Below are 17,624 nucleotides of genomic sequence, written 5' to 3'. Positions count from 1 at the left end.
GAAGGTGAGTTGCCGGAGCAGATCCGGCAATTCCCAAGGTACAGGCCGGGGGCGCAGGATTTTGAAACCGTCTCCACCAGAGCAAGGGAAGACAGGCATGCTGAACCGGGTAGAACGGATCTTTGTGGATGTTGCGGCGATGGCCATCATCCTTCTGGGTCTTCTGATCTTTGCCGATGTGGTGGCGTTGAATGTGTTTGCGGCACCATTGCCCGACACGATCATCATCGTCCGGGAGCTGATGGTGATTGCCATCGTGTTGCCGCTGGCGGCCGCGACGTTCAGCCGTGCGCATATCGCGGTAGAGTTCGTGACGAATTTCCTGCCAGTTCGGGTGGTCAACTGGTTCGTGGTCTTCGGCGGCCTGTTTGCCCTGCTTGCGCTCAGCCCGCTGGTCTATGCGGGCACCAAGGATCTGCTCCATCAATGGCGCACCGGCAGCGTTTTCTACGGTGATCTCGGTCTGCCGCAATGGCCGGGGCGGCTGGCCTTTGTGATTGGAACCGGCCTCACCTGGATCCGCTTGCTGGTGATGCTGGCGGGGGATGCTGTGACCGCGCTGCGGGGCGGCGAGATTACGTTCAAGGGGCATTGAAATGGACGCAGGCCGCTTGAACGCTCAACACGATACCGACGGATAGGGAATATAATATGGATCCGGCAACTATCGGACTGCTGGCCTTTGGCCTCATGCTCATTCTGCTTGCAATGCGGGTGCCGATCGCATTTGCCCTGATGGGTGTCGCAACGATCGCGGCCTTTGCGATCTTTGCTTTTCGCACCGGGACCTTCATGCCCGAGAGGGCGCTTCGGGCAACCGCGTCTATCGTGTTCTCGAATTCCTTTGATCTGATACACAGCTTTGATCTGTCGATGATCCCGCTGTTCGTGGTGCTGGGCAATATCGCCTACCGGGCCGGGATCACCACCGCCGTCTACAACTCCGCCCGGGTCTGGCTGCAGCAGCTGCGCGGCGGGGTTGCGATGGCATCCATTGTCGGCTGCGGCGGGTTCTCGGCCATCACCGGCTCGTCGATTGCCTGCGCCTCGACCATGGGGCGGATCTGCACGCCCGAGATGCTGCGTATGGGATACGACAAGCGCCTAGCCACAGCCAGCGTTGCGGCCGGCGGCACGATGGGTTCCCTGATCCCGCCCAGCGTCCTCTTCATCGTCTACGCGATCTTTACCGAGACATCGGTCTCCAAGCTGTTTCTTGCTGGCATTTTGCCCGGTTTCCTGACGCTTGTCGGGTTTGTCACTGTCGTGGTGATCTGGTCCGCGGTTGACCCCAAGGTCGCGCCGCTGGCTGCGCAGCGGGCAACGCGTGACGAACGCCTGCGGGCCGCGCTGGAGGCCTGGCCCGCGATCCTCATTTTCCTGATCGTCGTGGTCGGCATCTATGGTGGATTTTTCACCGCAACCGCCGCCGCCGCCGTCGCGGTCGTGGTGACCACGGCCATCGGGTTTGCCCAACGCCGCCTGTCCCTGCGCGACATGTGGGAGGCCGTGCGCGAGACCTGCGTCCAGTCCACCTCCATCTTCATCGTGGCCGCTGCCGCCAAGATCTTTGTCGCGGCCATCGCGTTGACCGGCCTCGCGCCTGCTCTGGTGCAAACGGTCTCTGAGGCGCAATTGTCGTTTCCGGTTCTGCTGCTGTGCATCTGCGCGGTCTACCTTGCGCTCGGCATGTTCCTCGATCCCATCGGGATCATGGTCCTGACTTTGCCGCTCGCGGTGCCGATGGTCGAAGCCTATGGCATGAACCTGATCTGGTTTGGCGTCGTCGTGGTCAAGCTGCTGGAGATCGGACTGATCACGCCGCCTGTCGGGCTGAATGTCTTTGTTCTGTCCAATGTGGTCGGGCGGGCCGCTCCGATTGGCGCGATTTTTGCGGGCATCTGGCGGTTCCTCTGTGCCGATGTGATCGTTTTGGGGCTGATTTTGGCATTCCCGGCGATTTCACTTGTGTTGTCAGAGGCCGTGAAGTGAAGGTGCTTTTCTTTCCTCGGGAAACCCCAGTATGATGCCCCCTCCGAATGCAGCAACCGGACGAAAGACAATGCGCGAGCTTGAGCAGGACCGGCGCTACGCCAATACCCTTGCCCGCGGGCTGCGTATCCTGCGGGCGTTTCGGCCATCTGACAACGGTCTCGGCAATCTTGAGATCTCGCAGCGCACCGGCATTCCACGATCCACCGTATCGCGGCTGACCTTCACCCTCTGCGCCCTTGGCTACCTGACCCACGGGCGGCATTTCGACAAATACCGTCTCGGGCCTGCGGCGCTGGCCTTGGGCAATATCGCCTCGGCGGCCTTCGGCTTTGTCACGGTCGCCTCGCCCCTGATGCAGAAACTGGCCGATGAGGTGAACGCGCTGGTCGGCGTCTCCATTCAGGACGACGGCAATATGTTGATCGTCAAGACCTGGCGCCCGGCCCAATCCCACACGATCTGGCTGGATGTGGGCTACCGGATGCCGGTGCTGACCTCCTCCTCCGGGATCGCCTATCTCGGGGCATTGTCGCGCGAAGAACGGGAAAGGCTGGAAACCCTGATGCCGGAAGAGGCGGCCGCCGACTGTGCCGAGGTCTGGTCCAGGGAACGGTCGCAGCTGCGTCGCGACGGCTATGCCTTTGTGCAGGGGGAGGCCCGCTATTCCAGGTCGATCAACGCTGTGGCGACGCCCTTTCACCCGTCCGAGATCGGCGAGCCGGTTTCGTTCTTCTGTGGCGCAAATGTGGACGACCTCAGCGATCAGCGTATCCGTGAACAGGTCGGACCTGCCCTGGTGCGCACTGTCAACAGCCTCAAGGGGCTGACCGGACAAGCGGTATCCGCCGTCTCCTCGGGCTGATTTTCCCGGCTGTCAAATGACTGACATGATCGGCGCGTACACCCGGTGGGTACGCCAATCCGAAGGACACTGACAGCCATGACCACGTTTCGCCCCGATCCAATGCGTTTCCTGACCGGTGCGAGCGCAGACACATCGCGCCCCCGGGCCATCACGGAACCGGGACAGGGTGGCAAGTTCACCCCTGACGGCGCGCCCCTGCCATTTCCCGGTAACACGGTCATCTGCCATATCGATCCTGCCAGCGATGCCCATGCCGCACTCTGCGACATGCAGGTTGAGGTGCGCGCCAGCGACTTTGGCGCATTGTTCACCTACCTGCCGCCGTCGAGCCTCCATATGACGGTTTTTCAGGGTATCTCGCCGGGCGAGCAGAACTGGCCCCGGGGCATCCGCCCGGAGGCCTCACGCGATGAGGTCACGGCGGAGTTCTATGATCGTCTGATTGAGCAGGGCCTGCCATCGCACCACCAGGTCCGCGCACGGGGCCTCTATGCCGGGCATTCCGTGACGCTTGAGGGGGCGGATGCCACCGAGGAGGCCCGGCTGCGGGCCACGCGCCTGTCGTTGCGGGATTTGACCGGCCTGCGTCATGATCATTTCGACACCTATACGTTCCACAGCACGCTGGGCTATCTGCTGCGCTGGCTGGACGCGTCCGAGGCCTCTGACCTGATTTCTTTTTCCGACGAGGTGTTTGCCCGCCACAGGGATCGGTTGTCGCGGATTGATCTCGGGCCGCTGGAGCTGTGCAATTTTGAGACCATGCATCATTTCGAACCGGTTGCCATTCTGTCCTGAGCCTTGGCTGTCCTGAGCCATGGCCGGCCTTGGTGGAGGCGCAAACGCCTGTGTTTTGCATTTTGCGTGCCATGACCTGCACTGACGGCGGAGGATCTGCTGCAAAGCAGGGGCGAAAGCGCGGGCAGGGCTTGACCTGCGCCGCATGAGCCTGTTTGACCACTGGCAAATGACAACCTGAGCATCGAAGTCGCGCGGCCTTCCGGCTGCGTCGGTCTGGAGGGGCAAAGATGTGGAATCTCATCGCTGATGTAGGCGGGACCAATATGCGGCTTGCGGCCGTGAATGCCGAGGGCGAGATCCTTGAGCAGTCTCGCTATGACACCAAGGGGACGCTGAATCTGGAGCAGGCCTGTGCCGATTTTGCGGCCCATCGTGGCAGCGCCCCGGGTCGGGCCGTCATCGCGGCCGCGGGCGTGGTGCGGGGGGGATCGGTACAGCTGACCAACGCCCACCAGAGCTTTTCCGAACGCGGCATTGCGTCATCGCTGAAGATTGAGCGCGCGCGCGTACTGAATGATTTCGAAGCCGCCGCCTGGTCGCTGGCCTCGGTCGGCGAAAGCGATGTGACCGTGCTGCAAGGCCAGGCGGTTTTCCCGAAGGAGCCCTGCCTGATCATCGGCCCCGGCACCGGGCTGGGCGTCGGCGCGCTGGTCTGGAGCAACGGGGACCCCTGTGTCGTACCGGGCGAGGGCGGCCACGTGGCATTGGGGCCGCGTACGCCAGAGGAAGTTCCGATTTTCGAAGCATTGCGCGAGGAATGGCCGGAGGTCGGCATGGGGCCGGGGCTGGTGGTGGAAGCCGAGGCGATCCTGTCGGGGACCGGGCTGCCGGTGTTCTACCGGGCGGTGGCCAAGAGCATGCATCTGACCGCGCCTCTGACCACGGGCGCGGAGATTTTTGCATCCGCCAAGGCCCGGCTCGACACCGCAGCGGTGCGCAGCGTTGCATTGTTTGCGCAATACCTCGCCGGGGTCGCCGGTGACCTCGGCCTCGTCTTCGCGGCCAAGGGCGGCGTGTTCGTGACGGGCGGTGTGGCAGCCGCAAACCCGTGGATCTTTGACCAGGCCTTTGTCGATGCGTTCAATGCGGGGGGGCGCCATACGTCCTGGCGTCAGGAATTGCCCTTGCACCTCTATCATCAGCCGAATTTTGGCCTGATCGGCGCGCGCAACTATCTGGCTGCGCGCTAGCCTCTCGCGAGAGGCGCCAAAGCCCGAGGGGCAGGGACGCCAAACCGCCCGACAGGTCGGGCAGGGCGGCCTTTTCTCCCGGGGACGGCCATGCCGGCGCTTGAGGGCGCTACAGCAGCTCGGCGATGTCCACGGCCCGGTGCTCCGTCATGGAGATTTGCGCAGCCATCCCCATCAGAACCGCCATTTTGCCGTCCTCGAGAGAGACGTCGGGCCGCGGGCGCAGACCCCGGACCATTTCGAGAAACCCGCGATGCTGATAGAAGGTGGAGCCATTGTGGTCTCCGGCCTCCAGAAGCGTCGGATCGACGGGGATGTCCCGCACCTCCGGCCCCTTGGGGGTGCGTGGGGAGACCACGACCTGCGGCACCGGCGGCGCGCCGAGATGTTCAGGCCAGAACCGCCCCGGTCCCGGGACATGCGCCTCGATCTTGCCCTTGGGCCCCACTGCCGAAATCTCCTCCTGATAGCGCGATCCTTCTGCGAACATGCACAGCTCCAGCATCGCGCGGGCGCCATTGGCGAAATCCACAATCACATAGCCATTGTCGAAGATATCTGGCGTCTCGCCATCGTATGTCTCGTCGAGATGGTTCACATCCATGCCGCCGGAGGCCAGCACCCGCAGGGGTTCGGATTTCAGTGCAAACCGCATGAGATCAAAGAAGTGACAGCATTTCTCGACGAAGGTGCCGCCGGTGAACCGGTTGAACCGGTTCCAGTCTCCGACCTTTTCAAGAAACGGAAAGCGATGTTCGCGGATGGTCAGCATCCGAATGCCGCCGGTGGCGGCCTCCGCCTCGGTCAGCAGGGTCGCGACGGGCGGCATGTAGCGGTATTCCATCGCCACCCAGACCGGCGCCGGATAGGCGGCGCGAAAGGCGTCGAGCCGGGCGATATGCGCGGCATCGGTGAACAAAGGTTTTTCCACCAGCACCGGCAGCGGGCGCGTGGCGGCGAGCGCTTCCAGTTGCTCCACATGGCGGAAGTTCGGGCTCGCGATGAGAATGCAGTCGAGGTTTTCGACCGCCAGCAGCGCCTCGATACTGTTCACCAGTTGCGCTCCGGGGGCAAAGGCCAGGCTGGCCGTGGCCATGTGCGGATCCGGTTCAAAGATCGCCGAAACCCGGGTCCCCTCCAGCAGCGCGATATTGCGCAGATGTTCCTGCCCCATCATGCCGCAGCCGATGATGCCGTAGTGAATGATATCTGACACGGGTCTTCTCCCTCAAATCAGGCGCTGAACATAGAGCGCTTTGTCTGTGTCGAACCAGGTTCTGGAAAATTCCACCGGCGCAGGATCCTGCGCCCAGCTGAAACGTTCGATAAATCCGGTGAGCGTGCCGGGCCGGAGCGCAAAGCTCTGCGGTGCCCAATCCGGGACGGCACCGATCGAGACCCGGTCTTCGGCGCGGGCGATGATCAGGCCCAGCTGCAACTGATAGGTCCGATAGAGCGAATCCGACATCTTTTGGGGTCTGATCTCTCCCGCCGCCCCATCAAGCCAGATCTCTTCGACGGCGATGGGCAGGCGGTTCAGATAGCGCAGCCGGCGAATGCGGGTGCCGTGATCCGCGCGCCCGAACCGGGGCAGATCCGCCGGTTTCTCCACCACGGCAAGGTCCAGAATATCCGCTGTCGGCAGGCCGCCTCCGGTGGTCAGCTCCAGCCGGAACATGGAATAGACGCTCGGCGCCGCGTGGGTGCTCCGGATGTAGTTCCCCGATCCCTGCACGCGCTCCAGCATGCCTTTTTTCTCAAGCTCCGACAGGGCCTTGCGCAGGGTGCGGACCGTTGTGCCGTGGCTTTTTGCCAGCTCCCGTTCCGGCGCCAGCCGCTGCCCGTCGACCAGACGCCCAGCCGCAATCTCGCGGATCAGGAATTCGCTGATCTGCATATAGATCGGCAGCGCCGTCGGGGTGTCGCGATCAAGGTCATGTATCGGGGTCATGCAATCGCCGACTGTGGGAGGGGAGGGGATGAAAATAATTGATGCACCATTGATGTACTTTAAATCTGCTGCTACGCAAGAGGAAATTCGTTCGCTCATCAGGAGACAGAAATGACCGTAGTCCCCATCACCTCTCCCGATCTGGATGCCGCCGAAGTCTCGTGGTTTTCGGCTCTGTGCTCGGACGACTATCAGTTTCTCGGGTTGCCGGACGGGGACCTGCGGTCCTCCTGGGCCCATTGTTCCGAGATCGTGAAGACCGCCGAAGAACAGGGGTTCCGCAATATCCTGTGCCCCTCTTCCTATCAGGTCGGTCAGGACACCCTGTCCTTCGTTGCGGGTTGCGCGCCGATCACGTCAAAGATCAACATGCTCGCGGCGGTGCGCTGCGGCGAGATGCAGCCGATCATGCTGGCCCGCACCATTGCGACGCTGGATCACATGCTTGAGGGGCGGTTGACGGTCAATATCATCTCCTCGGATTTTCCCGGAGAGACGGCGGCCAGCGACTATCGGTATCAGCGTTCGCGTGAGGTGGTGGAGATCCTGAAACAGGCCTGGACGCAGGATGAGATCAACTACAAGGGCGAGGTCTACAATTTCGAGGGCCTCACCACGGACCCGGCCAGGCCCTATCAGAGCGGCGGGCCGCTTTTGTATTTCGGCGGCTATTCCCCGGCGGCGCTGGAGCTGTGCGGGCAGCATTGCGACGTCTACCTGATGTGGCCGGAAAAAATGGAAGAGCTGCGCGCCCGGATGGAAGCCGTTCACGCGGTCGCAGAGAGATACAACCGCACTCTGGACTATGGTCTGCGGGTACATGTCATCGTGCGTGACACCGAGGCAGAAGCGCGGGAATATGCGGATTACCTCGTCTCCAGACTCGACGACGAGCAGGGCACTGCGATCCGTGACCGGGCATTGGATGCCAAATCGCTTGGGGTCAGCCATCAGGCCAAAAACCGGGAAATCGCGGATGATGCCGGTTTCATCGAACCCAACCTGTGGACAGGGATCGGGCGGGCGCGGTCGGGCTGCGGCGCGGCGCTGGTCGGGTCCACCGATCAGGTGATGAGCAAGCTGGAAGCCTATCAGAAAATGGGCATCCGCGCTTTCATCCTGTCCGGTTATCCGCATATTGACGAGGCGCGCCATTTTGGCAGCCGTATTTTGCCCAATATGAAAACCTGCTCGCTGCCGGAGGCCTATGGCCGGGTGCCCGCGAGCACACCGGAAACGCCGCTTGGTGTAGGAGTTCGCCGCTAATGGACCGTATCAAACTCAACGATGACCTGGAATTTTCGCGCCTGATTTACGGCATGTGGCGGATCGGCAACGACAGCGACACCTCCGTCAAACATGTAGAGGCCAAGATCGAGGCCTGTCTCGAACAGGGCATCACCACCTTTGATCAGGCGGATATCTACGGCGACTACGGCGCCGAGGCGATCCTTGGTGCCGCATTGAAGGCCAACCCCTCCCTGCGCGACCGGATGGAGATCGTGACCAAATGCGATATCGTCGCCCCGATCGGGCGTTATGCGCACAAACCGGTGAAATATTATGACACCTCGCGGACCCATATCGAGCTGTCGGTCGAGACCTCCCTGCGTGAAATGGCGATAGAGCAGATCGACCTGCTGCTCATCCACCGCCCGGATCCTTTGATGGATCATATGGAAACCGGTGCCGCGCTGGATGATCTGGTCAAGGCGGGCAAGGTGAAATCCGTTGGCGTGTCGAATTTCCGGCCCTGGGACTGGGAGCTGCTGCAGTCGGGCATGCGCACGCCGCTGGCCACCAACCAGATCGAGCTTTCCCTCTCCGAGCTGTCGCCCTTCACCAATGGCGACCTGGCGTTCCATCAGAAAAACGGTCAGCCGGTCATGGCCTGGTCGCCCTTGGGCGGCGGCAGCCTGATGACCGGGACCAGCGATCTGACGGCGCTGATGGATCAGATCGCAGCGGCACAGGGCGTTGATCGCGCAGCGGTGGCGGTGGCGTTTCTGCTGCGCCACCCGGCGCGGATCCTGCCGGTTCTGGGCACCAATAACCTGACCCGGATCAAGTCTATCTCGGATGCGCTGACGGTCGAGATGGACCGGGAAACCTGGTTCAACCTCTACCAGACCGGTCTGGGCCGGGAGGTTCCGTGACATGGGCCTACAGATGAGCGACAAGAGCTTTCAGGCCTTTGTGCCGGACGAAAGCAACACGCGGCTGCTGCGCGACGCCTTCGGGCGCTTTGCCACCGGGGTCACCATCGTGACCGCCGCCACTGACGAAGGCGTCGTGGCGATCACCGCCAGCAGCTTTTCGTCCGTCTCGCTGACGCCGCCGATGGTGCTGTGGTCGCCGGATCGCACCTCCCGGCGGTTTCCGCATTTCGAACGCGCCGAGCATTACGCGATCCATGTTCTGGCGGCAGATCAGGACGACCTGTGTTTCCGGGTGGCAAAGGATGCAGGCGGGTTGCGGGCGCTGGATCTGGCCTGCAATGCCGAAGGCGTGCCCGTGCTTGAGGGGTGTCTGGCCCGGTTTGAATGTACCCGCCGCGCGGTATACGACGGAGGAGACCATGCCATTGTGCTGGGCGTCGTAAACCGGGCGGAAATGCGGGACGGCGGCGAGCCGCTGACTTTTTTCAAGGGACAGTTGGGACGAATTTCGGCGCATTGATCCGGGCATTGATCCGGGCAGGGTGCAGAGCCTGAGGGACGCCTCGGGATGTCTGTATAGGGGAGGACGGAAATGAACGCTTTGATGGCGGTAGTGACACCGCTGTATTGGGTCAACGCGACCCTGCTGCGCCTCGGGCGCTGGGTGGGCTGCGCCGCCGTGGCCGCCATGGTGGTGGCCATCCTCATTCAGGTCTTCTGTCGCTACGTGTTGAACAACGCGCTGCCCTGGCCTGATGAAGCCGCCCGGTTCTGTATGCTTTGGATGACCGGGCTGATGGCGCCCACGGCCTTTCGCCAAGGTGGCTTTGTGGCCATTGACACCCTGTCGGCGCTGCTTCCCGTCCGGCTCGGCAGCGCGCTGTCGCTGCTGCTTCTGTGTCTCAGCCTGCTGGTCCTGATCGTCGCCATTCAAATCGGATACAAAGAGGTCACCGGCATCGGTGGCCGCTTCACCACCGCATCGCTCTACCTGCCGACGTCGCTGGGCTTTGACAGCTGGTATCGGGTGCCGCGCAGCTGGATGATGATGTCGCTGCTGGTGGGGATCGGGCTGCTGATCCTTGTCAATGCGGAGCTGATCCTGCACCGTATCGTCGCGCTCCTTGGCGGCGGTGCCCGGCTGCCGGAAATCCGCTACGCCACAGTCGAAGGGGCCGAGTGATGTTGATCTGGTTCCTGCCTCTCTTTCTTGTCTTTCTGATGATCGGTCTGCCGGTGTTTTTCGGCCTGCTGGCGGCGCCGGGCCTGCTGTTGTGGTTCAACGGGCAAGAGCGCGATATCACGCTGCTGTACCGCAATCTCTACAATGGGATGGACAGTTTCCCGCTGATGGCGATCCCCTTCTTCATGCTGGCGGGTGAGCTGATGAACAAAGGCGGCATCACGCTGCGTCTGGTCGAGTTCTCGCAGGCTCTGATGGGGCATCTGCGGGGCGGTCTGGCGCATGTGAACGTGTTGTCGTCGATGCTGTTTGCCGGGCTGTCCGGCTCTGCGGTGGCAGATACTTCGGCGCTTGGGTCAATGTTGATCCCGGCGATGGAGAAACAGGGATACAGTCGCAGATTTGCCGCTGCCATCACCGCAGCCAGTTCCGTGATCGGCCCGATCATTCCGCCCTCGGGGATCATGATCATCTATGCCTATGTCATGGGTGAAAGCGTTGCGGCGCTGTTCCTGGCGGGTCTGGTGCCCGGTATCCTGGTCGGTGTCGGCCTGATGCTGATGGTCAAGGTCATGGCCGACCGCTACGATTTCCCGGTGGCCTCGCGCCGCTACACCTGGGGCGAGCGCGGCCAGGCCAGCCTCAAGGCGTTTTTTCCGCTGATGACCCCGGTGATCATCCTCGGGGGTATTCTCCTCGGCGTCTTCACCCCTACCGAGGCCGCTGCCGTGGCCGTGGCCTATGCGTTGATCATCGGCTTTTTTGTCCTGCGGACGCTGACCGTGACGGAATTGCCCAATATCCTGACCCGGGCCGGGATCACCTCGGCGGTGGTCTTGCTGCTGGTCGGCGCGGCAATGTCGTTCAAGACCGTGGTCTCGCTCAGCCATGCGCCCGAACATCTGGCCGACTTCATTCTATCGCTGACCGAAAACCCGCTGCTGCTGCTGTTTTTGATCAACCTGCTGTTGTTTGGCGTCGGGATGTTTCTGGATGCGGGGCCTGCCATTATCATCCTGGGTCCGATCCTTGGGCCGGTGTTTACCGGCATGGGTGTCGATTCCGTCCATTTCGCCATCATCATGTGCGTGAATCTCACGGTTGGCCTGGCGACACCGCCCATGGGGTTGGTGCTGTTCGTGGCCTCGGCCGTGTCGGGCGAGCGCGTGACCACAATCGCCCGTGCGATCCTGCCGTTTCTGGCGGTGGAGATTGCGGTGATCTTTCTGATCACCTATGTCCCCGCGATTTCCATGACGATCCCGCGTTTGACCGGGTTCGCGAATTGATCCGACCAACAATCTGACGAATAAGACGAATAACAAGAGCACCAGGGAGGAAACCATATGCTCAAGACCGCTCTGAAAACCGCCGCCGTTGCGGCCCTTTTGTCCGCGACCGCGCTCTCGGCAGCCGCTGCGGATTACACCATTCGCGCGACAGCCAACTCCAACGAGAATGACGAGGATTATGATGGCCTCGTTGTGTTCAAGAACTACGTCGAGGCAGCCTCCAACGGGGCCATCGAGGTGGAACTGTTCATCGGCACCCAACTGTGCTCGAACGGCGCAGAATGCCTCCAGGGTGTGGCCGATGGTTCGATCGATGTCTACATCTCCACCTCTGGCGGCGCCTCGGGGCTGTTTCCCTACGTGCAGGTGCTTGATCTGCCCTATCTGATGGCGGACGACCGGGTGGCGGAACATGTTCTGTCCGGCGATTTCACCCGCACCATTCGCGACATGGCGCTCGAGGATTCTGGTGACACCATTCGCCTGATGACCATCGGCAACACTGGCGGCTGGCGGAACTTTGCCAATACCAAACGCCGTGTGGCAGAGCCGGGCGATATGGCTGGGCTGAAGATCCGGACGGTGGTTGCCGACCTTCCCCAGGAACTGGTCAAGGCGCTGGGCGCATCGCCCACTCCGATCCCGTGGCCGGAGCTGTTCACCTCCTTCCAGACGGGCGTCGTCGAAGGCTCCAAGAATGGCATTACCGACATTATGGGCATGAAGTTCCCGGATGCCGGCCTGCAGTATGTGACGCTGGACGGTCACGCCTACATGGGCGCGCTGTGGTGGATGTCGAATGAAACCTTCGTGGCCATGCCGGAGGATATGCGGCAGGTGGTCGTCGACGGGTTCTACGCATTGCAGCAGGCGACCTTTGCCTCGCCCAAGCGCAAGTCCATTGCCGCCTATCAGGAGTTCGTAGAAGGTGGCGGCGACCTTTATGTACCAACACCCGACCAAAAAGCCGCGTTCAAAGACGCCGCTTCACCGGTCTATGACTGGTTCAAAGCCAATGTGACCAAAGGGGACGCGGCGTTCACCGCCCTGACTGAGGCGGTCGCCGCAGCGGAGACTGAAATCAACGCCGCTCGGATGAAGGACCTGAAGTAGTCTGAGACCGCACGCACAAGGATGGGGCGGGCCACCGGTCGGCCCCATCGCCACAGCACACATCGCCACAGCAGACGGCGTGCCTGGTGCCCAAATTTGGAGGCCATGCGGGTCATCCTCATTTAAGCCACTCGATCAGGCTGATGCGACGACACAAGTGCGGGCCATGCCCGTGGCACATTGCCAGTCCGAGGTGACCCGGCGGAGCGCCTGCGGCGCACAGGTTCAGGCGCTTCCGCGCCAGCCGGAAGCAGGCGGCAACCCTCATCTTTTTACAAATACCTCGGGGGAGGCCCGCATGGGCCGGGGGCAGCGCCCCGGACAACGTTCATACCGGATCGCTGAGGGGGATCAATGAAACGGATACATCCAACCCTTGTAGTCATCGACCAGTATATGCGCTTTTTCGATCTGATCAGGCGTCATCTTCTTGACCACCTCTTCAAGGCTGATCGCGGCGTCAGGGTCCCCGCCGATGGCGGACAGCGTGTACCACATATAGGCCCGCGTCAGATCCGGGGCAGGCAGGCCGCGTCCGATCTCATAATACCAGCCGACCCCCGACTGCGCGCCGGGATGCCCTTTCATGGCGGAGCGCAGATACCACTCAAAGGCACGTTCGTCGTCCTGAGTGACCCCAAGACCAAGCGCGAACATCACGCCGATCAGTTCCTCCGCATCGGCATTCCCCGATCGCGCCGCAGGCAGAAACGCCTCATAGGCCGCCTCATAGGCTCCGGTTTCCATCAGATCGCGCGCGTCCTCAATGTCGGCTTGAGCAGACAGGGGAATGAGAGCCAAAATCAGCAAAAAGATCCGCATCATATCGTGTCGCTCCTCGGAAGCTTCGTTCTCGGCCTATGGCTCTCGGCTCCGGTATGGGCCGAAGATGCGCTGTCGCCGCTGCGGGCTCAGGATTTCCGACCCGTCTCAAAGGCGCAGGCTGACCTGGGTCAGCTCCTGTTTTATGATAAAATCCTCTCGGGGAACAGAAATATCGCCTGCGCGACCTGTCATCACCCGGCATTCGGCTCTTCCGATGCGCTATCTCTCGGAATTGGCGAGGGCGGCGAGGGGCTCGGGCCGCAGCGGACCGGCGGGCAGGGGCGGGGGCGGATCGAACGGCGGGTTCCGCGCAATGCGCCCGGTCTGTGGAACCTCGGTGCCAACCATTTCCGGGTGCTGATGCACGACGGGCGGATCAGCCGGGATAACCTCTATGGCAATGGCTTCAACACGCCGGCCGAGGAATGGCTGCCGCCGGGGCTCGACAGCGTTCTGGCCGCTCAGGCCTTGTTCCCACTCAGCTCGGAGCGCGAGATGGCGGGGGGCACCGAGGAAAACGAAGTCGCAGGGGCCGTGTTCGACCGCATCGACAAGGGCTGGCCGATCCTGGCAAAGCGGGTGCGGACGATCCCGGCCTACGGAGCAGGTTTCGTCTCCGCATTTGACCACATCGACACGCCCGAAGAAGTCACCATCGTCGAGATCGCAAATGCGCTGGCGGCCTTTATCAGTCTGGAATTTCGCAGTACGGACAGCCCCTTCGACGCTTATCTTGCGGGGGATGCAACGGCGCTTTCACCGGCGGCGCAGAAGGGCAGGGACCTGTTTTTCGGTGACGCGGGATGCTCCGCATGCCATTCTGGCCCGTTCTTCACCGATCAGGGGTTCCGGGCACTCGGGCTCCCGGCCTTCGGGCCCGGCCGCACCCGCCGTTTTGATCTGATCGCGCGAGATACCGGCCGCATGGGAGAAAGCGACGATCTCGCCGATGCCTATCGCTTCCGCACGCCCAGCCTGCGCAATGTGGCCTTGACCGCCCCCTATGGGCACAATGGCGCCTATCCGACCCTTGAGGCGATGATCCGCCATCACCTGGACCCGGAGACTGCACGTAGCAACTGGCGGCGAAGCGATCTGACCCTGCCGGAGGTTCCATGGCTGACGGCGGTGGATTTCATGGTGCAGGCCGACCGCTTCGAGATGGCGCGCCAGGCGGCACGGCGCGACATCGACCTGCAGCCGCGCACAGAGCCCGAGATTGACGCGCTGGTGGCATTTCTCAGAAGCCTGACCGGCTCCCTCTCGGTCTCGGATCCCCCCTACGGGGTGCCGGAGCAGGTGCCCAGCGGGCTTCCGGTGGATCGCCCCTGACGGGCAGTGCCGACCCTGCGAGGCTACTGCAGGGACTTCAGCAATGAGGCCTCGACATGCTGCAGATGCAGGCGCATGGCGCGTCTGGCGGAAGGGGCTGCGCCGGCACAGATCGCATTGGCGATCGCGCCATGCTGGATCGAATTCTCGGCGATTTCCTCCGGCCCCATGGCCGTTTGGCGGGCGCGGGTCCACTCGGCCGCTTGCCGCAGGCTGCGAATTTCCTCGAACAGGGTCAGGAAAACGGCGTTTCCGGACATTTCGGCAATTTTATAGTGAAAAATATCGTCGGCGCGCTCATACCCGGCCAGATCCGGCGCACGCAGCGTGTTTTCCATCAGCCGCAGCAGGCGGGCCTTGTCTTCGGCGCTGCCCCGTTCGGCCGCATAGGCAGCGAGGGCCGGTTCCAGTTCGAGCCTGACTTCCATCAGATCGCCCGGTGACACGCGCCGGGCCAGCACTCCAAACCGTTCCGACGCCTGCGCCGGAGGCGGCTGCAGAAAAGTCCCCTGACCGTGGCGGCGAAAGATCAGACCCTCTCGGGCGAGATCGTCCAATACCGCACGCAGTCGGCTCCGCGAGATCTCCAACCGATCCGCCAATGTGCGCTCGGGCAGCAGCCTGTCGTCCACGGCCAGGCTGCCGCTCAGGATCGCCGCGCGCAATTCCTCCGTTGTGGGCGTCGGGCGCATCACAGCCAGCCTGCCTGCTGGGCCAGATCGGCGAACATCCGCAGCGAGGTGAGCATCAGGAAAAAGCCGAAACACAGCTTCAGCATGCGGCGCGGGATGGCATGCGCCACCTTCACGCCGACGCGGGCAAAGGTTGTCGACAGCGGGATGATCACCACCGCAAGCAGCAGATTGACATAGCCGAAGGAGAGCGGCGGCAGGCCTTCGGCGCCGAAACCGGTCACCATATAGATCACGGCGCCGGGCAGGCCGATGATGAAACCGATGGCTGCGGATGTGCCCACGGCCTTGCGGATGTCATAGCCGAGAAAGCTCAGCGTCGGGACGCAGACGGTGCCGCCGCCGATCCCCATCATGGCGGACACGCCACCGGCAAAAACACCAAGGCCCGCCCAGACCGGTTTCGAGAACGACCTGGGCTCGGGGGCGTCATTGGGTTTGCGCAGGATCATGTCCAGCGCCACCGCCATCGCAACAGTGGCGAACACCACCAGCAGGACATTGCCGGAGACCAGCCCGCCCAGAATGCCGCCGATGACCACGCCGATCAGGATCGATGGCGCCCAAAGCCGCAGCAACCCGGTGTCGATCGCACCCTTCTTGTAGTGGCCATAGCCGGAGGACATCGAGGTGAAGACGATCGTCGCAAGAGAGGTCCCCACCGCGACCTGCATCGTCAGTGCCGGATCCATGCCGGTCAGCGACAAGGCGAAGTACAATGCGGGCACGATGACGATACCACCTCCAACGCCCAACAGCCCCGCAAGAATGCCTCCGATGACCCCTGCAGCAGCGGCAACCGCAAGTAGGGGCAACAATGTTCCAAGTTCCAGCATGTCGTTCTGTTCCGGTTTGTTGGCCTGTTGCAGGCGAAAATGGGTGCCGTATTTAAAACCAATTTAGGATTGGTGTGTAGCTTTCCAGGGGAGATTGGTCAAGCTCGGTCAGGCACGCCACGAAAGCAGGCAGGCCACGGCGACAGGCATGCGACGAACGCAGGTCGGCCGCGATGATGGGCCGGTCGGGTCAGTAGGGGTGGGAAAACCCAGAGTGAGAATCCAGCAAGAACTGCGCAATCAATGGCTTGGCTGCGGCCCCAAGCGCCGAGGCATTGGCCCCGATACGGCCCTCCTGCACGACCGGGAGAATCAGCCCTCGCGTATCCAGCAGGGGCAATTCCTCACGGACACGGTCGACGAGCCGGGTCCTTAAATCGGCAGGCATGGCGCCGTCGATCACCACTGCCTCGAAGTCGATCACCGCGCAGGTTGCCAGAGCTGCACGGGCAAGCGCCTGGGCGGTATCCTCCAGCCAGCGGTCGGCGTAGTCCTGAATGCGGCTCCAGTCCTGTGGCTGTTGCCACAGCACGGTCGGATCGATATCGGCCTGGATCAGGCGCCGTTCCAGGACCCGGATTGACGCGGTATCCAGCAGCCGCGCCTCGCGCCCGTCAGTCCCGCGTGAGGGCAGGGGACCAAGAGCGCCCGCATTGCCCTGGCTGCCTTCGTAAACGGAATTGTTGAGCACGACCCCGCCGCCGAGAAACGAGGCAATGAAGAAATAGACGCAATCGCGCCAGATGCTGCTGCCACCGAACATATGCTCGGCGCGGCAGGCTGCCGTGGCATCGTTGATCACAAAGACATGCAGATCGCTGAACTTGCCAATCTCTTGCACCAGATCCAGCTCTTTCCAGGCCTCCAGGCTGGCCTTCGGGGCTCCGACCTCTTCATGCCAGCGCCACAGATTGAAGGGTGTGGCGACGCCGATGCCACAGACGCGCAGCCGGTGGACGGGAGACAGCCCAGCCTGGATTTCACTCAGGCTCCGCTCGATAAAGCCAAAAACCTCTTGCGGTTGCGGATAGGGATAGCGCAGGCGCCGTTGGGCATGAACAGTGCCGCGGAAATCCGTGAGCAGCAGATCGGTACTGCGGCGTCCGATCTTTATCCCGTAGGAGAACAGCCCCTCCGGGTTGATATCCATCGGCACGGAGGGTTTGCCAACGCGCCCTTTCTGGCTCGCGCCCCGCAGAATCAGCCCGTCATGCTCCAACTTGCGCAGGATGACCGAAACGGTCTGCGGCGACAGGCCTGTCCGACGGGCCATTTCACTGCCCGGCATGGCGCCGTCCTGATGCAGGACCGACAGCATCAGCCGTTCATTATGTGCGCGGACCTCGCTCTGGTTCGCGCCGCTGCTATAGGGGCGTAGTTTTGGCATGGC

At 62.5% G+C, this 17,624-nt stretch carries 18 protein-coding genes; 12 read left to right on the top strand and 6 right to left on the bottom strand.

Going from position 1 to position 17,624, the window contains the following annotated elements; genetic code table 11:
- Positions 1–97: 97 nt before the first annotated feature.
- The 5 genes from FGE21_RS07750 (at position 98) to FGE21_RS07730 (ending at position 4,851) form a co-directional block, all read left to right on the top strand.
- Positions 98–595 carry a TRAP transporter small permease gene (locus FGE21_RS07750; RefSeq protein ID WP_139662723.1) on the top strand — a complete coding sequence of 166 codons (498 nt, stop codon included), beginning with the start codon at positions 98–100 and terminating at the stop codon, positions 593–595.
- Positions 596–651: 56 nt separating this feature from the next.
- The gene (locus FGE21_RS07745; RefSeq protein WP_139662722.1) at positions 652–1,992 is read left to right on the top strand and encodes a TRAP transporter large permease; all 1,341 of its coding nucleotides are present in this window, start codon (positions 652–654) and stop codon (positions 1,990–1,992) included.
- A gap of 70 nt (positions 1,993–2,062) precedes the next feature.
- The gene (locus FGE21_RS07740) at positions 2,063–2,857 is read left to right on the top strand and encodes an IclR family transcriptional regulator (protein ID WP_139662721.1); all 795 of its coding nucleotides are present in this window, start codon (positions 2,063–2,065) and stop codon (positions 2,855–2,857) included.
- A 78-nt stretch (positions 2,858–2,935) separates the two neighbouring features.
- Positions 2,936–3,658 carry a DUF1868 domain-containing protein gene (locus FGE21_RS07735; RefSeq protein WP_139662720.1) on the top strand — a complete coding sequence of 241 codons (723 nt, stop codon included), beginning with the start codon at positions 2,936–2,938 and terminating at the stop codon, positions 3,656–3,658.
- Positions 3,659–3,888: 230 nt separating this feature from the next.
- A complete protein-coding gene (locus tag FGE21_RS07730; RefSeq protein WP_139662719.1) occupies positions 3,889–4,851 on the top strand; it encodes an ROK family protein in 963 nt (320 codons plus the stop codon).
- A gap of 109 nt (positions 4,852–4,960) precedes the next feature.
- Here FGE21_RS07730 and FGE21_RS07725 read toward each other — a convergent pair whose 3' ends face one another.
- Positions 4,961–6,067 (bottom strand): Gfo/Idh/MocA family protein, encoded by a 1,107-nt coding sequence (locus FGE21_RS07725; protein WP_139662718.1) that lies wholly within the window; start codon positions 6,065–6,067, stop codon positions 4,961–4,963.
- A gap of 12 nt (positions 6,068–6,079) precedes the next feature.
- Positions 6,080–6,802, bottom strand: coding sequence for a GntR family transcriptional regulator (locus FGE21_RS07720; RefSeq protein WP_139662717.1), 723 nt, complete (start codon positions 6,800–6,802; stop codon positions 6,080–6,082).
- A gap of 111 nt (positions 6,803–6,913) precedes the next feature.
- Here FGE21_RS07720 and FGE21_RS07715 point away from each other — a divergent pair, with 111 nt between their 5' ends.
- The 6 genes from FGE21_RS07715 to dctP all read left to right on the top strand — a co-directional run bounded on the left by FGE21_RS07715 (position 6,914) and on the right by dctP (position 12,549).
- Positions 6,914–8,068, top strand: coding sequence for an LLM class flavin-dependent oxidoreductase (locus FGE21_RS07715; RefSeq protein WP_139662716.1), 1,155 nt, complete (start codon positions 6,914–6,916; stop codon positions 8,066–8,068).
- Entirely contained in the window at positions 8,068–8,958 is an 891-nt protein-coding gene (locus FGE21_RS07710; RefSeq protein WP_139662715.1) for an aldo/keto reductase family oxidoreductase, read from the top strand. The genes FGE21_RS07715 and FGE21_RS07710 overlap by 1 nt, the downstream gene beginning before the upstream one ends.
- A gap of 1 nt (position 8,959) precedes the next feature.
- A complete protein-coding gene (locus tag FGE21_RS07705; RefSeq protein ID WP_176695385.1) occupies positions 8,960–9,481 on the top strand; it encodes a flavin reductase family protein in 522 nt (173 codons plus the stop codon).
- 72 nt (positions 9,482–9,553) lie between these two features.
- Positions 9,554–10,144 carry a TRAP transporter small permease gene (locus FGE21_RS07700; protein WP_139662714.1) on the top strand — a complete coding sequence of 197 codons (591 nt, stop codon included), beginning with the start codon at positions 9,554–9,556 and terminating at the stop codon, positions 10,142–10,144.
- Entirely contained in the window at positions 10,144–11,433 is a 1,290-nt protein-coding gene (locus FGE21_RS07695) for a TRAP transporter large permease (RefSeq protein ID WP_139662713.1), read from the top strand. The genes FGE21_RS07700 and FGE21_RS07695 overlap by 1 nt, the downstream gene beginning before the upstream one ends.
- Before the next feature lie 57 nt (positions 11,434–11,490).
- Complete coding sequence (dctP, locus tag FGE21_RS07690; protein ID WP_139662712.1) at positions 11,491–12,549, top strand: TRAP transporter substrate-binding protein DctP; 1,059 nt, start codon at positions 11,491–11,493, stop codon at positions 12,547–12,549.
- A 351-nt stretch (positions 12,550–12,900) separates the two neighbouring features.
- Here dctP and FGE21_RS07685 read toward each other — a convergent pair whose 3' ends face one another.
- Entirely contained in the window at positions 12,901–13,371 is a 471-nt protein-coding gene (locus FGE21_RS07685) for a tetratricopeptide repeat protein (RefSeq protein ID WP_139662774.1), read from the bottom strand.
- Positions 13,372–13,377: 6 nt separating this feature from the next.
- Between FGE21_RS07685 and FGE21_RS07680 the strand changes: the two genes are divergently transcribed.
- Positions 13,378–14,706 carry a cytochrome-c peroxidase gene (locus tag FGE21_RS07680; RefSeq protein WP_255731424.1) on the top strand — a complete coding sequence of 443 codons (1,329 nt, stop codon included), beginning with the start codon at positions 13,378–13,380 and terminating at the stop codon, positions 14,704–14,706.
- 23 nt (positions 14,707–14,729) lie between these two features.
- On the opposite strand, the gene FGE21_RS07675 is transcribed toward FGE21_RS07680, so the two are convergent.
- The 3 genes from FGE21_RS07675 to FGE21_RS07665 all read right to left on the bottom strand — a co-directional run bounded on the left by FGE21_RS07675 (position 14,730) and on the right by FGE21_RS07665 (position 17,621).
- Positions 14,730–15,398: a FadR/GntR family transcriptional regulator gene (locus FGE21_RS07675; RefSeq protein WP_139662711.1), complete on the bottom strand. Its 669-nt coding sequence runs from the start codon at positions 15,396–15,398 to the stop codon at positions 14,730–14,732.
- The gene (locus FGE21_RS07670; RefSeq protein ID WP_139662710.1) at positions 15,398–16,234 is read right to left on the bottom strand and encodes a sulfite exporter TauE/SafE family protein; all 837 of its coding nucleotides are present in this window, start codon (positions 16,232–16,234) and stop codon (positions 15,398–15,400) included. Before FGE21_RS07670 ends, FGE21_RS07675 begins: the two co-directional genes overlap by 1 nt.
- Positions 16,235–16,424: 190 nt before the next feature.
- Positions 16,425–17,621, bottom strand: coding sequence for an ROK family transcriptional regulator (locus FGE21_RS07665; protein WP_139662709.1), 1,197 nt, complete (start codon positions 17,619–17,621; stop codon positions 16,425–16,427).
- Positions 17,622–17,624 lie beyond the last annotated feature (3 nt).

This window comes from Phaeobacter sp. B1627 (assembly GCF_006265095.1).
Classification (GTDB): Bacteria; Pseudomonadota; Alphaproteobacteria; order Rhodobacterales; family Rhodobacteraceae; genus Epibacterium.
This window is presented reverse-complemented; position numbering and strand designations above follow the sequence as displayed.

Coding starts and splice junctions, on each gene's coding strand:
- FGE21_RS07670 (WP_139662710.1), bottom strand. CDS start 16,234: ATGCTGGAACTTGGAACATTGTTGCCCCTACTTGCGGTTGCCGCTGCT.
- FGE21_RS07745 (WP_139662722.1), top strand. CDS start 652: ATGGATCCGGCAACTATCGGACTGCTGGCCTTTGGCCTCATGCTCATT.
- dctP (WP_139662712.1), top strand. CDS start 11,491: ATGCTCAAGACCGCTCTGAAAACCGCCGCCGTTGCGGCCCTTTTGTCC.
- FGE21_RS07710 (WP_139662715.1), top strand. CDS start 8,068: ATGGACCGTATCAAACTCAACGATGACCTGGAATTTTCGCGCCTGATT.
- FGE21_RS07735 (WP_139662720.1), top strand. CDS start 2,936: ATGACCACGTTTCGCCCCGATCCAATGCGTTTCCTGACCGGTGCGAGC.
- FGE21_RS07740 (WP_139662721.1), top strand. CDS start 2,063: ATGCGCGAGCTTGAGCAGGACCGGCGCTACGCCAATACCCTTGCCCGC.
- FGE21_RS07705 (WP_176695385.1), top strand. CDS start 8,960: ATGGGCCTACAGATGAGCGACAAGAGCTTTCAGGCCTTTGTGCCGGAC.
- FGE21_RS07685 (WP_139662774.1), bottom strand. CDS start 13,371: ATGCGGATCTTTTTGCTGATTTTGGCTCTCATTCCCCTGTCTGCTCAA.
- FGE21_RS07675 (WP_139662711.1), bottom strand. CDS start 15,398: ATGCGCCCGACGCCCACAACGGAGGAATTGCGCGCGGCGATCCTGAGC.
- FGE21_RS07665 (WP_139662709.1), bottom strand. CDS start 17,621: ATGCCAAAACTACGCCCCTATAGCAGCGGCGCGAACCAGAGCGAGGTC.
- FGE21_RS07720 (WP_139662717.1), bottom strand. CDS start 6,802: ATGACCCCGATACATGACCTTGATCGCGACACCCCGACGGCGCTGCCG.
- FGE21_RS07695 (WP_139662713.1), top strand. CDS start 10,144: ATGTTGATCTGGTTCCTGCCTCTCTTTCTTGTCTTTCTGATGATCGGT.
- FGE21_RS07750 (WP_139662723.1), top strand. CDS start 98: ATGCTGAACCGGGTAGAACGGATCTTTGTGGATGTTGCGGCGATGGCC.
- FGE21_RS07715 (WP_139662716.1), top strand. CDS start 6,914: ATGACCGTAGTCCCCATCACCTCTCCCGATCTGGATGCCGCCGAAGTC.
- FGE21_RS07730 (WP_139662719.1), top strand. CDS start 3,889: ATGTGGAATCTCATCGCTGATGTAGGCGGGACCAATATGCGGCTTGCG.
- FGE21_RS07700 (WP_139662714.1), top strand. CDS start 9,554: ATGAACGCTTTGATGGCGGTAGTGACACCGCTGTATTGGGTCAACGCG.